This is a genomic window from Allobosea sp. P2_A10 (genome assembly GCF_056405115.1).
The window spans coordinates 1-13,130 of the sequence record NZ_JBFUCS010000029.1 but is presented as its reverse complement, the minus strand read 5'-3'; the positions used below and the strand labels follow the sequence as shown (position 1 = coordinate 13,130).

Genomic DNA, 13,130 nt, shown 5'->3' with positions numbered 1-13,130 from the left:
CAAGGGTTTTGCTCGCTCGATGACGATCATGCCGCGGAGCCCCTTATGAGCGACGAAACCCTGCGCCAGCTTGCGGCCAAGGCCGGCGTCGCGCCGCATTGGACCGACCAGACCGGYGCCGAGCGCGCTGTCTCGCCCGACAGCCTGCGCGCCATCCTGTCGGAACTCGGCTTGCCKGCCKACAGCGATTCCGCCCTGCGCAAYTCGCTTTCCATGGTGGAGAGCGGCGTCAATGCGACCGCCACCTCGCGCTTCACCACCGCCCGCGTCGGCCAGCCAGTCAGCCTGCCGCTCGGCGTACCCGGCGGAACCAGCATCGAGATCGCTTTGGAAGGTGGCGCGCACCGCGTCGTCACCTCGCTGGACGGCTATGACGGCGCGCTGACGCTGCCGGCCTTCACCGAGCCGGGCTATCACACAGTCAGAACCACCGAGGGCGACTTCACCGTCGCGACCGCGCCGGAACGCTGCATCACCTTCGCCGACCTCAACGAGGGTGTGCCTGGCTGGGGGCTGGCGGCCCAGATCTATTCGCTGCGCAGCCGCGACGATGGCGGCATCGGCAATTTTGCCGGTGTCGCGCAACTCGGCCGCAGCGCCGCAATGCGGGGAGCCGACGCACTGGCGATCAGCCCGGTCCATGCGCTCTATGGTGCGGAGCCTGGGCATTTCAGCCCCTATTCGCCCTCGACCCGGCTGTTCTTCAACCCGCTCCACGCCGACCCCTGTGCGGCGCTGCCGGACACGCTGATCCGTGACACGATCGCGAAAGCCGGGCTCGCCGACGAGATGGCCCGTCTTTCGGCGCTGCCACAGGTCGACTGGCTGGCGGCGACGCCGCTGCGCCAGACCCTGCTGCGCGGCTTGTTCGATGCGCTGCGCGATCCGGTCCATGCCGCGGATCCGGCCCGCTCAGAATTCGAACGCGCGCTGACCGACGCCTCGCCGCTGCTGAAAGCCCATGCCACCTTCGAGGCGCTGCACGTCGCCCAACTGAGCCAAAACCCCGCCGCCTGGAGCTGGCGCGACTGGCAGACCGGCTATCGCGATCCCGACGGCGCCGAGGTTTCAGCCTTCGCGAGCGAGCATGCCGACGAGATCGCCTACCAGATCTTCCTGCAATGGCTGACTGGCCGCTCCTATGGCGAGGCGCAGCGCGCCTGTCGTGAAAGCGGCATGACGATCGGGCTGATCGCCGATCTCGCCATCGGCATGGACGGTTCGGGCAGCCACGCCTGGAGCCSGCAGCACGAGGTGCTCGGCGGCCTGAGCGTCGGCGCGCCGCCCGACTACTATGCGGCGGACGGCCAGAACTGGGGGCTGACCACCTTCTCGCCGCGCGGGCTCGCGCTTTCGGGCTTTGCGCCCTTTATCGAGACCCTGCGCGCCAGCCTGCGCTATGTCGGCGGCATCCGTATCGACCATGTCATGGGCATGAGCCGGCTCTGGCTGGTGCCGCAAGGCGCGAGCGCACTCGATGGCGCTTATGTCACCTTTCCGTCCGAAACCCTGTTTCGGCTGATCGCGCTCGAATCCTGGCGTCACAAGGCCATCGTCGTCGGCGAGGATCTCGGTACCCTGCCCGACGGCTTCCAGGACTATCTGCGCGAGCAAGGCATTGCGGGCATGCGGGTGCTCCGCTTCGAAAAGACCGACGACGGCTACATTCCGCCCGATCAATGGGACCCCGCCGCGACCGCGATGACCACGACGCACGACCTGGTGCCGACGGCAGGCTGGTGGGCCGGCTCCGACATCGACATGTCGGCAGGTGACGGCGAGGAGCACCAGAGCGTCAGGGCCTGGGATCGCGGCCTGCTCTGGGCTTCATTCCAGCAGGCCGGGCTAGTCGACGGTGATCGCCCACCTCCCCACGGCACGGATCCTGTCGTAGACGCCGCGATTCGCTACGTCGCCGCGACGCCCTGCACGCTGAAACTGCTGGCAATCGAGGACGCGCTCGGCGTCGAGGCGCAGCCCAACGTGCCGGGCACCACGACGGAGAAACCGAACTGGCGGCACAGGCTGGAGGGCGAGGCGGACGCTTTGCTCGATGATGACGCCGTGCGCGCGAGGCTGGCGCATCTGGGTGCAGCCCGCGACGTTGATAGTTAAGCCTGCCGACGAATTAGGATGACCACACCCCAACTGGCACGAATGGAAATGCTGTGGCGAGATTGAGCGTTCCGGAGACAATCGCTTCCGGGCCAATCACTGGCCGAAATCTACTCGCGCCGGCCGGTAGCTGCACTCGGGTGTCGCCCCACCATTCGTGAGAGGGAACCAAACCATCTCCCGGCGCCATACCGTCAGCGCAACATTTGGGCGCCAGAACCAACATAGTCATGTCCTCGTGTCTGCGTAGAAAGGCGAGCGCATGCTCTCTTCGGGCCCCTAATATCTCCAATGGTTCGTAGCTACCCCACGCGAACAACGACGGCTCGGTCTTTCGGAAGCTGAGCAAAGTTTGCAAGATGGCCTGTTTTACACGCCCGTCGCGCCAGCTTTCCGCCAACAGCTCCAGACGCAGATCTTGAGCCTGAGCGATACGGCGAGCCCCAAAATCGACAGGGCGCCGGTTGTCGGGATCGACAAGGCTGAAATCCCAGAACTCTGTTCCCTGGTAGGTGTCGGGTACGCCCGGCACGGTGCAACGGAGCGCCATTTGGACAAGCCCGTTCAGCGCCGCCGGTCTGGCTATCAACGACACAAAGGTCGAAACTTCGCGTAGAAACTCGGCTGAACGTCGTGGATTTAGCGCTGCCTCTACGAACTGGCTGGCGATGTCCTCATAGTGTTCGGCTGGACTGGCCCAGCCCGAACGCAGCTTGGCCTCGCGCAACGCTTTTGTTTGCCAAGCGATGAGCCGCTGGGCAAGGCTTGCGAGCTCTAAAGCATTGTCGTCTGGCAACCCCAGCGGCCAGGCGCCAACCAACATTTGGTAGAACATGTACTCATCGCTGGAGTCGAACCCGTTGGGACGAATCGCTTGGTTGAGTGCCCTCCAACGTTCGCTTGCTTCAATCCATCGGCCCGGCACCTCGCTGACGACTGCGAGTCTTGCTCGGACATCTTCGCCGCGCTTGTGATCATGCGTCGCCGTAGCAAGCATGGCTTGAGGAACGAGTTCGGCCCGCTGTTGCATCAAGGCATGAAAATCGGTGGTGCCGACCCCCAGCATGCTCGCGTCGAAGCCAACGTCGTTGCGGGAGAGTAGGCGACCATGGCGATAGAACGCGGTATCCTCGACCGCCTTTGCGGCCAGCGGCGCCGCCAGCTGATTGAAACGCTGAATGGCGGCGATCCGTGACGAACGATACGCGTCGTCGCCTTCACCCGCGATGACGGAAGCGACGAAGCGCAATGCCGGCGGATCGCTAAGCGGCGCCGAGAGCGCAGCTTGCAGTGCAGCCTGGACCCTTTCACCGACGCCGATTCCATCGTCGCGGCCAGTTGCGTAGCTGCGATAGGCGCGCAGCTGCACGATCAGGCTGGTTGCGGCTCGTCTCAGCGCAGCGCGCGTCAGCCCGTCGCCATCGCGATGCTCCGCGCCTGCCTGCTCGAGGGCATCAACGAGTCGCTCGCGTTGGCCATCGAAGCTGTGGGAAAGAATCTCGTGACGCGCGAGTTCTTCTTCGCCGTGGAAGTCACGCGGACGGCCGCTTAAAACTGCCCAATGCGCCGCGAGCCGGCTTGAGGCTTCGTCCGAATGTTGAAATGCAGAAACCTGATCCATGAAATCATAGCCCGTCGAGCCATCCACGTTCCAATCGGCGGGAATGTGCTCCCCCGACGCCAGGATCTTTTCGACAACAAGCCAGGCGCGAAAATTTGCTAGCTCTGAGGGGCGATGGCGCTGGAGTGCATCAAGTTGACTGCGCAGTTCAAGACAATAGCCGGCTGGATCGGAAAGCCCATCGACATGGTCGATCCGTAGGCCATCGATCAATCCTGCGCGGTACAGTCGTAGGGCAATCGCATGTTTTGCAGCGAAAGCCGCAGGCTCCTCCATCCGCACCGCTGCAAGTTGCGTAATGTCGAAGAAGCGTCTCCAGTTTATGCGGTCGCCGGCATTGCGCCACCAATCCAAAACGAAGTTTTGCTTCGCCAGGAGAACATCGAGGGCCGTGGGATTTCGGAAGTGTTCGATTCCAAGCGCGGCAATTTCGGCCTCATCCTGCGGCCTTATGGGAAACAGATGTTCGCCATAGGAGATCCCGTAACCCCCATCATGGGCGATCAAGCATAAGTCACCGGCTTCAATAACATCGCGAACAGGCGCGCCCAAGAACGGCGCGTGAACCTTCCCATTGATTTGCGGGTCGGCGCATTCGAAATCGATGTCGAACCAAGTGGCGAAATTGCTGCTACGGCCATACTTTAGCAAGTCGAGCCACATCCGATTGTCGCGGCGACCGACCGCCATGTGATTGGGCACGATGTCCAGGATTATTCCGATGTTGTGCCGGCGCAGCACAGCTGCCATTTCGACAAACCCTTCCTCGCCGCCGAGCTCTGGATTGATGGCGTCGTAGTCCACAACATCATAGCCGTGCATAGAGCCCGCGCGCGCGGTCAGGATTGGAGACGCATACACGTGGCTGATACCTAACTTCGCGAGGTAGGCTGCCAGATCGCGTCCGGCTGAGAAGGGAAAGCCCTTATGAAATTGAAGGCGGTAGGTTGCGCGAGGTGACGAGTTGGATCGCGGGACAGGCATGGCGAGCTCACTGTAAGGGCCGCCGAGCGGGCCTCTCAGTGAACCAAAACAGGCATTGGGTTGTTCCGTGGAGGAGCCAACACCTGCGACCTTTTGGTGGACTTGGCCGAAGACGAAAAATCTTAGTGAACCAAGGAACACACGGGAGTGGCCAAGGTTCTTCGTTTATGCAGCTGGCAGCTCATTCGAAATAATTTTGTCAGCTGAAAATTTGCCCGGCAAGGCGGCTGCGGCATACAGAATATAAATGGGAGACGACATCATGGGACGCGGACTACTACTTTGGATGTTAGGCATACCCCTGCCGATCATCATTTTGCTGGCACTATTCAGGTAGCGTGCATCTCGCACAGTCCGTTCCAACGCGGCGTTTCGCCGGGTTGAGCATGGCCGGCCCTTTCAGAACTAACTCGACGACGCAATAAACGTCATGGCATCGGTGGGCCTGGCATAGTGAAACCATGACGCCCTTGGCGCTTATTGCACTCTCGCAAGAGCTTTTGCATCATCAGAATGCCTGAGCTTCGACAAAGGATCGCGCATCGTCGCGACGGCGCTCCGAACATTTTTCGTATGTCAATTGAAGCCGTCCGCGATAGCGGGAGTGCAATCTCCCGCTGCGGCCTCGAAGACGGCGTCTGTGAGGCGATCGGCCATATTTTTCGCCGTCAGCGACGGTATGTATCGGTAGGTGCCTGCCCCGTTCACCTGAGAGAGACGTCCGTGCTTTGCGGAATGGGCCTGCCGCCGGGCGTGGGAACCGGCCAGTCTTGTACTGGTTATGGTCGAGAGGAATTCCACCATGCAACCGATCACGACCGTTGAACAATATGAATCCGCGAAGAAGCGTATCGCGGAGCTTGCAGAGTGCGTCAAAGATAGCCCGGAGGAGCAGGAATTGATCACACTTAAACTGGCCGTCGAGGTATGGGAGAACAAAAACCTGCGCGCGCCGCTTCCCTTCTGAAGTGTGCCTCGGAGCCATGAACATCTGGGGGCCAACTGAGTTGATGATTTCTCAATAAACAGCCGTTGTCATCGCACTAGCCGGTAATGCCTAGCCCGAGGCTCGCGTGCTCGCATGGTTGCAATTTTCAGCATTCTTCTCAGACAGCATGATGGATCAGTACTGAAGCTGGCTATTTGCCGGCAAGACCATTTCGGTCTCCAACTAAAGTTAGACGGTTGGGTCGACGAGCCGAGCAGTTGGATCCGCCTGCCCTTATTCAGGAGTGAGGCATTCTCTCGCTCCGGAGGCTGCCAAAGCGTCCACCGGCTCAATCTCATTTACCGCAATCCAAGCGGCTTCGAACGCCGTTGCCAGCCGCGCCAGGTGCTCGGGTTCGGCGATTATCGGAGGGAACGGCATTTGAACTCCGCCGCCGACGCATACGTAACCCGATGCGTCCACCGCCAAAATCCCGTCTGGTGATTCGATCGCAAGCGGTTCCATCTTCGTAATAACAACAACAAAAAGCCCGCGCGCCGGGGCTGGAGCGCGGGCTGCAGTTGCTACCGGTACGCTGATCTCCGTCTGCTAATACGTGACTTCATTGGATTTCGCGCCCCACTGCAATCCCCTCCTTGGATACGCGACAAGGCGCAGCACGCATCGCGGCGTGTCGCGCGCAAAAGTTCGGCCCTCCGTGGCAGGCGGGCTTGGCGTTCACGGAGGTGCTGACGGGTATCACGCAGCCTTCGGCGGACAATTGTACTTATCGCGAAAGTGTCAGGGCTTGGTCGCGCCTGGCGCTGGGGGGACCCCCTGTTCTGGGGCTGGCGTGATCAGGTCGGTGCGCGCCTTGTTCTGCAGTTTCGGGTTTTCTGCGTTCAAAACGGCCGCAGCCAGTGGCGACAGCATCATGATTGCGATGAGCGCGAGAGCTGCGAATTCCTTGCCTGTGAACCCCATGGTTTGATCTCCTGTTCGATGACCAGCCGTTGGCCGATAACGTCGAAACAGGAAGAGAGGTTCCAAGACCAAGCCCGACGACCCAGACTGATGCCGTCCTGCCCAGGAGCCTATGAGCCCTGCTAGCGAACCATAAAGAGCGGCTTGATCGTATTTGGCATGCTGCCGTGATCGTGCTCCCATTTTCGAATGGCCTGAAGGAGAACCATCTGTTCTTCTTCATCCGGCGAGCCCGGCATCGCTGCGTCCAGTTCCGCAATCCGGTCCTTCGCGTCTTGATATTCCTCGATCGTCTCGATCGGTTTCACATTGTTCGGCATGGCGCCCTCCTCGCGTATCAACCGGGGTGAAGGGGCGCAGTTCCGATCTGTACGTCGCGACCCACAGCGCTCGTGCGGGAATGCTACGGTCATAGCAGAAGAAAGGGTCGAATTTGGTTGCCGATCGGTTTTGAGTTCCCGACCGAGAGGTTAGAGACTCAATGAAAGGTTTGCCGCGGATCCTGTCAAATTTGAATGAATACTCGTAGCTGGCCGTCGTAGACCATGTGCGGGAGCCCGCGCATGCCAAGCTTCGACAAACCGCAGCGATATTTTTTCGAAACAGACGACGGCAGCTTTTTGTCAACCGACACCGAAGGTTTTGTCTACCGCGATATAACGGCTGCTCAGCGCGCGGCGCTCGACGCGCTTGGAGATATGGCCAAGGAGGCGATCAATGGCGCTAGCGGCAGAGTTTTTTCCATCACGGTGAAACTTGCAGATGGCGAGATTGTCTTCAGAACGTCGCTGCTCTTTCACCGCGTTCCAGACGAACAGCAGAAGCCGATTTGAGGGGGAGGGCGCGGACGATGAAGCGCTCCACAGTCAGTCGCGCGAGTTCGTCTTCATCTTTGTCCAACTTGATGAACCCCGTGACATAGCCCCGCCATCCGCGCACGTCGCGATCCCGCGCGTTAGGGTTTGACCAAGCCACGCTCGTCAAGTTCAAGCCAGGCGCGATAGAGCGTTGCGTGCGTTTGGGCCCCGTCTGCTGCGCAGACGACATCTCCGACGAGCGACCCGGCACGCCCTAGTAAGCGCGGTTCGTAGGGTCAAAGCCCAGGGGCCTCGCCCAGTTAGGTGTACTGCAAAGCGGCGCAAATGCCCGCATGAAAAGTCCGACGCTCGATCCAGCACGGCCGAACAAGCTCAACAGGCACCAAAGAACTGACCCAGCTCGGCCGTCGACGGCGGGCTACTCCCCGCCGCCGGCCAGACAAGGGGCGTCAGGACGATCGCTCAGGCGGTCGAGTTCGCTTCCGACCCGGCCTGTTGACGCAGTAGTTCGTCCAGACGCTCTTGCTGCTCGGCTATGCGGAGCGCGATGCGTTCTTCAGCCGCCGCCCCCGAGACGCCGGTCGCCTGCGCCGTCAAATCCTCGATGTTCCGCCTCGCCAGCGCGATCCGATCTTCCAGATTGTCGATTGCGTCAACCATCACAAGTGCTCCAAACCCGGGGCCGTCTTCCGGTCAATGATCGACTAATTACGGCAAGCAGAAGACGTTTGAGATCATCAGGTTGTTCCGACCCGCGCGCGGCCGGTGCAAACAATGCTTGCCTGCACGCCCGTTACACCGATGCAGAGGTGAAGGCAGCTGGCGCTTATTCGCGAGGGCCGGTGCCACCGAGGTTCGATGCAACATCGTCAGCAGCTGCGTCGGCCTCCTGGCCCTCGCGATCTATGTCGTCCTCGTTTTTGGCACTGAATTGCAGCCCGGCGCGGTATACCTGCTTGCCGTTGCTGTCCTCGACCTCCACACCGAAATGGGCGGTTTTGCCATTGGGCAGCGTTTCCTGGGCCATCTCTGCCAGCGCAACCTGGGCGTCGTCCGTGGCAGCCTTCGTGTGGGCGAACTCCATCTTCTCGCCGGGGGCATCGAATCCGTCTCCCGCATCCGTCTTGACGGTGTAAGTCGGCATTTCGTTTCTCACTTTGGAACCCTGAACCCGCAACCATCGACGAGCCTCCGATGTTCCAAGATGGTGCAGGCAGCCTTGAACCCTTGCCGAATGCAGCCCTTCATTTTCCGTCGGGATAGATGTGCGACTGCCGCCTGGCCGTCTGCGCAGAGCCCGTTATTCCACTTCGCAGGGTTCACATCAGCGACGGAAATTTTTGCAGCTTTAAACCCAACCCGACATGAAAAACTGACAAAACGGGAGGGAGACGTTTGTCAGTTATGCCGTTTCCCACATCTCCCTGATTTTGATGATAGCGGCGTGCGAGGTGATTTGTTCGAAGGCCGCAAGGCAGTCGATTTTCATGGTCACTCGTGACGAAACGGATATCTACATCGACGTCTCGAAGATGCGCTGTCAAAAACTGGTGGAGCTGCTGGGGTCCTGTTTACAGCGGAAGAGACAGGCCGTCGGGGGAGGCAATTCCTCAGCACAGGTCAACGCAGTGACGAAGAGCCAACCGTGTCGCCATCGCAACCGATGGCTTAACTGTCTTCGCCTGCCGCAGATATGATCGGGCTGATCACAACGGCCGGTTTGCCATCGCCATGAACGGGCGTGGCAGCCGACTTCACGTGCTTGCCAGCGGCTAGCCCATCGGCGTCGGCAGGCTCGTAGGGGGGATGGGGGCCGGTCGGCCGATCTGATAGTGGGCTGGCGCCGGCACGCCGTTCCGACTGCTCGCCCGACTGGCCCGGTCTCTGCGGCGTGCGGTACAGAGCTGGTGCGTCGATTAGTGGGTCTTCGGTCATCCTGACCTCCTCGCTCGATGGCTCAGATCCATTAACATGTGACCGACCGCGCTGTTCCCATCACTTCGAGAGAGCCGAAATGTCGGGAGCGCCATGGCTTTCTCATCGTCAATAAAGTCGGGCTTCCATGCTCAACGCCCTTGTCACGAGTGCGGCCGTACTGACCGCAGAATTCATGCCGATGAGCATCAGCAATTTTACGGGCGGGAAGGCAACCTTCGTGCTGGAGCGGCCTTTCGACGGCCACACGCAGGGGGCGCGCGATGCAGAGCGGGTTCGTTTCTGCAGCAATTCAAGATCGAGGGCTGCGATCGTTGGGATGTGGCCGTGAAGACCCCTCGAGTGACGGAGATGTATACTTTCGGCGACGGCCATGTCGCCAAGCCGGAATGGACGATCCGGACGACCGGCGAAGGCAGATTGAAGGCCGCGAACCTCGCATAGACGATGTCTCAAAAAGAGAGCAGCCGGGCAACGCCTGTCACTGGACCCACAGACGACGCGTCCCCTGTAAAGACGGATCGCAGATCTCAAACAGGTTCGACGATTGGCTTTGGCATCAGAACGAAAAGACCTGATCGCGGGGTCATCCCTCGCCAAGTTCGGCGTCTAGGTGGCGACCGTGTCAGTGTGAAATCGGAAGATCGACTGATTGCCGGGTCGCGAAAACATAATGATCTCGATGTGCAAGATTAGCGGATTATCGTGTTCGACGCATCTCCTGGCGCCGCATCGGCATGCCATCGACAAGCGAGAACAGGATCTCCGGATCGACAGGTCTGTCAGAACCAAATTTCTCCTGACCGTCCTTTCCGATCAACGTAATGTAGAAACCAGTTCGGGTTGGCTGGTTCGATGTCGGCGGCCGGATTTTCCGCAGTTGCCGTTCTGGTCCGACGAGCACCTTTGCCGTCTCCGACCCGATGATCGACAACACGATCATATCGCGGTCCCTAAGCCCGTCATCGCTGTCCAGAAGCGCCCGCTCCTGGAAGGAGTAGTCGGCGTTTGAAGCCGAATCCGCGTGGATAACGACCGTTCGCACGGCCGCTCCTCCCGTCGATGCTGCAAGAGCAAACGATGCCATGGCGGCAATGCCGGCGATAGGTAGAGCCATCATCGTTATCTCGTTTTTTCCAGGGACCGAGCTAATAGTGGACAGCAAGGCTCGTCCGCATGTCAGCCGGTCTCCGTCTGGTCGGCTCCCGTCTGCCGCGCCCAATCCGAATATGGGGTGTTGTTGGCGAGTTGACGATTATAGTCCGGCGCGCCATCCCGCCACCAGGCAGGGCCGCGCTCGCCCAATCGACGTTTGGCATCGTCAACGACGCGGCGGGCGGCGGCGACGTCTCGGCCGTTGCGCTTGGCGATCTTGACGGCGCGCCGGCCTGACATGAGCTCGTTGACGAGTTCCTGCCGCTCATCTGCGCGCAGAGTGGGGTCGCTGGATCGCCAGAGGCGCCCCGCGACCAGGAAATACCGCTGATCCGGCGTCACAGGATAGTGCTGCCGATCGAGTCGTTGTGTCATGGCCAGCTACCCGTAATCGTAGGCGGACCAGCAGAAACCGTCGATGCCAAAGCGAGTTCCGCTTCGTCGAAAATGAACGGCTGATCGAAACTTACCCAGCATGCGGAACCAGCAGACTGCGGGAACGTTCTCCGCCGCTCAGGAGAACCCGATGACACAATCAGCCCAACCAGAATCGATGGACCATACGCTACAGTCGCACGCAGACCAGTCATCACGGTCTGGTACCGCTGCGATGACGGCGAAGGATTTCGCCAATCCTGCGATCCTTCTCGCTGGCACCGTGGACTACAAGATGTACGAAGCCTTTCGCGAGAAGCTTTTGACCGCGCCAGACTCGGGCGTCGTCGTGATCGAGCTGAGCACGCTGGGAGGCGATCCCGAGGTCGCCCGGATGATGGGCGAGGATGTCCGGTTCCACAGCGACATCGAGCCCAGCCGCCGTTTTCTCTTTCTTGGGAAAGCAGCGATCTATTCGGCGGGCGCGACGTTTATGAGCTTCTTCTCGCGTGAGAACCGCTACCTCACGCGTGGCACAAGGCTGATGATCCACGAGCGCAAAATGAAGGCGGAGTTGGTCATCGATGGTCCGCTGACGACCTGCGTGGCCGGATTGAAGGCCAAACTCCACGAGATCGAGCAATCGATCGCCATTCAGAACGAGGGATTCCAGAACCTGATCATGGGATCGTCGGTGACGATGGACGATGTACTGTCGAAAGCGCCTGAAAATTGGTACATCGAGGCGACCGAGGCAAAGCAACTCGGATTGATCGAGGATGTGATGTAGCCGGCCAGCCGGCTCGTCCAAGATGCCGCACGCGCGTTATTCCACCGCCTTGAGCGTTTCCACTGCTACGTCCCCGTTCGGGCTGCTGAACCGAAGGGACCGGCTGCCGGACTGCTGCTGGGAGACTCCTGTGATCTGGTGTTCACCGGTATCGTAGATCTTACGGCCGCGATCGCTCTCGATGATGAGCCGGCGCGAGGACGGGAAGAACGCATACCGCATGTCGTTCTGGCTGCCCGAAGACGCCGGTGCTCCCAAATCGGCCGGCCATTTAGCCGCCTCCGATTGGACATCGGTATCCGGCCCGTCAGGTCTGTCGCCTGCGTCAACACCCTCCGCAAACCCGTGTGCAAGGTCCGCCATCACCGCATCGAAACGCGCCTCGGTAGCCCGGTTGAACATGTCGCCCACCATGCTCATCCCGCCTTTGGACCATTGCGCCATGCCTCCGAACGCCTCGTGAGAGAATTGCGCCATGGTCCCGTTTCCGCGCCGGAGGGCCTTCAGAGCCTCGGCGACGGCCTCCTGCGGCACGTCATGTCTTGTCGCAATCTGCTCGACCAATGCAGCTTCATTCATTTGAAAACCTCAGCCTTGAAACGATGTCCCATCTCCGATGGCGCAATAACAAGGATCCTCGCGGCAATGCCGCGAGGATCCGATCTGCTATCAAGCGGCCACTTAGACGACCGGCGGACGATACGGTCCGGCGTTCTCATCGAAACCGGTCCAGCCATCGCGCTGGTACTCGGTACGCCGCGTAGCCGGATCGAGCGGCGACGCGCCGTCCATGATCGCCTCGACGCTGGCCGCGTGCTCGTCAGCAGCGCGTACCGCCACGACCGAACCGCCACGACGAACCGTCTCGGCGTAGTACTGAGCGTCTTCATCGCTAACGCCAGCGCTGGTCAGCGCGCCGACCAGCCCTCCGGCCGCCGCGCCAACCGCAGCGCCCGCAGCTGTACTGGCGAGCCAGCCGGCTGCAACGACTGGGCCGATGCCGGGAATCGCAAGCATGCCGAGTCCGGCCAGCAGACCAGCCGCCCCGCCGACCACGCCGCCGATGCCGGCGCCTTCAGGCGCGTTGCTATCGTGCTCGTCCCTGTGGTTGCTCACCACGCTGATGTCGGAACTGGCGATGCCAGCAGCTTCCAGATTGGCCACGACGGCCGTAGCCTGTGAGATCGCCTGCAATGTTGCCCCTGTGAGGGGCGCTTATCGCGTTGAAGGTTAGTCCCCCTGTTATTGGCTCTGGCTGATCCTTCCGGTTTTTCGGAAGGGTCCGGGGATGACGGGTGTGGAGACGATTGCGCGGATCCGTTTCGAGCATTTCCAGAACAGCAAGGGGATCAAGCGGATCGCGCGCGAGCTAGGCATTGCGCGCGACACGGTGCGCAAGGTGCTCCGATCCGGCGCGACCGAGTT

The 13,130-nt window shown here is 60.8% G+C and carries 13 protein-coding genes and 1 pseudogene; 5 read left to right on the top strand and 9 right to left on the bottom strand.

Annotated features, from left to right (window positions below; translation table 11 throughout):
• Positions 1 to 45: 45 nt before the first annotated feature.
• A complete protein-coding gene (malQ, locus tag AC1DZY_RS24805) occupies positions 46 to 2,115 on the top strand; it encodes a 4-alpha-glucanotransferase (protein ID WP_476822825.1) in 2,070 nt (689 codons plus the stop codon).
• A gap of 13 nt (positions 2,116 to 2,128) precedes the next feature.
• Here the strand turns inward: malQ and treY are convergent, their stop codons facing one another.
• Positions 2,129 to 4,720 carry a malto-oligosyltrehalose synthase gene (gene treY, locus AC1DZY_RS24800; protein ID WP_476822824.1) on the bottom strand — a complete coding sequence of 864 codons (2,592 nt, stop codon included), beginning with the start codon at positions 4,718 to 4,720 and terminating at the stop codon, positions 2,129 to 2,131.
• An 802-nt stretch (positions 4,721 to 5,522) separates the two neighbouring features.
• Here treY and AC1DZY_RS24795 point away from each other — a divergent pair.
• A complete protein-coding gene (locus AC1DZY_RS24795; protein ID WP_476822823.1) occupies positions 5,523 to 5,687 on the top strand; it encodes a hypothetical protein in 165 nt (54 codons plus the stop codon).
• 762 nt (positions 5,688 to 6,449) lie between these two features.
• Here AC1DZY_RS24795 and AC1DZY_RS24790 read toward each other — a convergent pair.
• Together AC1DZY_RS24790 and AC1DZY_RS24785 are read right to left on the bottom strand one after the other, a co-directional pair.
• Positions 6,450 to 6,632, bottom strand: coding sequence for a hypothetical protein (locus tag AC1DZY_RS24790; protein ID WP_476822822.1), 183 nt, complete (start codon positions 6,630 to 6,632; stop codon positions 6,450 to 6,452).
• 122 nt (positions 6,633 to 6,754) lie between these two features.
• Positions 6,755 to 6,952 carry a hypothetical protein gene (locus AC1DZY_RS24785; RefSeq protein ID WP_476822821.1) on the bottom strand — a complete coding sequence of 66 codons (198 nt, stop codon included), beginning with the start codon at positions 6,950 to 6,952 and terminating at the stop codon, positions 6,755 to 6,757.
• Positions 6,953 to 7,195: 243 nt separating this feature from the next.
• On the opposite strand from AC1DZY_RS24785, the gene AC1DZY_RS24780 reads away from it, so the two are divergent.
• Positions 7,196 to 7,465, top strand: a complete 270-nt coding sequence (locus AC1DZY_RS24780; RefSeq protein WP_476822820.1) for a DUF6894 family protein — start codon at positions 7,196 to 7,198, stop codon at positions 7,463 to 7,465.
• Positions 7,466 to 7,912: 447 nt separating this feature from the next.
• Here the strand turns inward: AC1DZY_RS24780 and AC1DZY_RS24775 are convergent, their stop codons facing one another.
• The 4 genes from AC1DZY_RS24775 to AC1DZY_RS24760 form a co-directional block, all read right to left on the bottom strand.
• On the bottom strand, positions 7,913 to 8,110 hold the full coding sequence (locus AC1DZY_RS24775; protein ID WP_476822819.1) for a hypothetical protein: 198 nt from the start codon (positions 8,108 to 8,110) through the stop codon (positions 7,913 to 7,915).
• A gap of 166 nt (positions 8,111 to 8,276) precedes the next feature.
• Entirely contained in the window at positions 8,277 to 8,594 is a 318-nt protein-coding gene (locus AC1DZY_RS24770; RefSeq protein WP_476822818.1) for a DUF6894 family protein, read from the bottom strand.
• Positions 8,595 to 10,085: 1,491 nt separating this feature from the next.
• On the bottom strand, positions 10,086 to 10,505 hold the full coding sequence (locus AC1DZY_RS24765; RefSeq protein WP_476822817.1) for a DUF4174 domain-containing protein: 420 nt from the start codon (positions 10,503 to 10,505) through the stop codon (positions 10,086 to 10,088).
• Between the two features lie 59 nt (positions 10,506 to 10,564).
• A complete protein-coding gene (locus AC1DZY_RS24760; protein ID WP_476822816.1) occupies positions 10,565 to 10,915 on the bottom strand; it encodes a hypothetical protein in 351 nt (116 codons plus the stop codon).
• A 151-nt stretch (positions 10,916 to 11,066) separates the two neighbouring features.
• Here AC1DZY_RS24760 and AC1DZY_RS24755 point away from each other — a divergent pair, with 151 nt between their 5' ends.
• Complete coding sequence (locus AC1DZY_RS24755) at positions 11,067 to 11,705, top strand: peptidase S14 (RefSeq protein ID WP_476822815.1); 639 nt, start codon at positions 11,067 to 11,069, stop codon at positions 11,703 to 11,705.
• A 36-nt stretch (positions 11,706 to 11,741) separates the two neighbouring features.
• Here the strand turns inward: AC1DZY_RS24755 and AC1DZY_RS24750 are convergent, their stop codons facing one another.
• Both AC1DZY_RS24750 and AC1DZY_RS24745 read right to left on the bottom strand, forming a co-directional pair.
• Positions 11,742 to 12,284 (bottom strand): hypothetical protein, encoded by a 543-nt coding sequence (locus tag AC1DZY_RS24750; RefSeq protein WP_476822814.1) that lies wholly within the window; start codon positions 12,282 to 12,284, stop codon positions 11,742 to 11,744.
• A gap of 102 nt (positions 12,285 to 12,386) precedes the next feature.
• Positions 12,387 to 12,869: a hypothetical protein gene (locus AC1DZY_RS24745; protein ID WP_476822813.1), complete on the bottom strand. Its 483-nt coding sequence runs from the start codon at positions 12,867 to 12,869 to the stop codon at positions 12,387 to 12,389.
• Between the two features lie 124 nt (positions 12,870 to 12,993).
• On the opposite strand from AC1DZY_RS24745, the pseudogene AC1DZY_RS24740 reads away from it, so the two are divergent.
• Positions 12,994 to 13,130 (top strand): annotated as a pseudogene (locus AC1DZY_RS24740) (IS21 family transposase); the annotation flags it as partial.

What these genes read in the sequence shown, in the direction of transcription:
- AC1DZY_RS24760 (WP_476822816.1), bottom strand. Translation starts at nt 10,915, where the DNA reads ATGACACAACGACTCGATCGGCAGCACTATCCTGTGACGCCGGATCAG.
- AC1DZY_RS24750 (WP_476822814.1), bottom strand. Translation starts at nt 12,284, where the DNA reads ATGAATGAAGCTGCATTGGTCGAGCAGATTGCGACAAGACATGACGTG.
- AC1DZY_RS24755 (WP_476822815.1), top strand. Translation starts at nt 11,067, where the DNA reads ATGACACAATCAGCCCAACCAGAATCGATGGACCATACGCTACAGTCG.
- treY (WP_476822824.1), bottom strand. Translation starts at nt 4,720, where the DNA reads ATGCCTGTCCCGCGATCCAACTCGTCACCTCGCGCAACCTACCGCCTT.
- AC1DZY_RS24770 (WP_476822818.1), bottom strand. Translation starts at nt 8,594, where the DNA reads ATGCCGACTTACACCGTCAAGACGGATGCGGGAGACGGATTCGATGCC.
- AC1DZY_RS24790 (WP_476822822.1), bottom strand. Translation starts at nt 6,632, where the DNA reads ATGGGGTTCACAGGCAAGGAATTCGCAGCTCTCGCGCTCATCGCAATC.
- AC1DZY_RS24795 (WP_476822823.1), top strand. Translation starts at nt 5,523, where the DNA reads ATGCAACCGATCACGACCGTTGAACAATATGAATCCGCGAAGAAGCGT.
- AC1DZY_RS24775 (WP_476822819.1), bottom strand. Translation starts at nt 8,110, where the DNA reads ATGGTTGACGCAATCGACAATCTGGAAGATCGGATCGCGCTGGCGAGG.
- AC1DZY_RS24765 (WP_476822817.1), bottom strand. Translation starts at nt 10,505, where the DNA reads ATGATGGCTCTACCTATCGCCGGCATTGCCGCCATGGCATCGTTTGCT.
- AC1DZY_RS24780 (WP_476822820.1), top strand. Translation starts at nt 7,196, where the DNA reads ATGCCAAGCTTCGACAAACCGCAGCGATATTTTTTCGAAACAGACGAC.
- AC1DZY_RS24785 (WP_476822821.1), bottom strand. Translation starts at nt 6,952, where the DNA reads ATGCCGAACAATGTGAAACCGATCGAGACGATCGAGGAATATCAAGAC.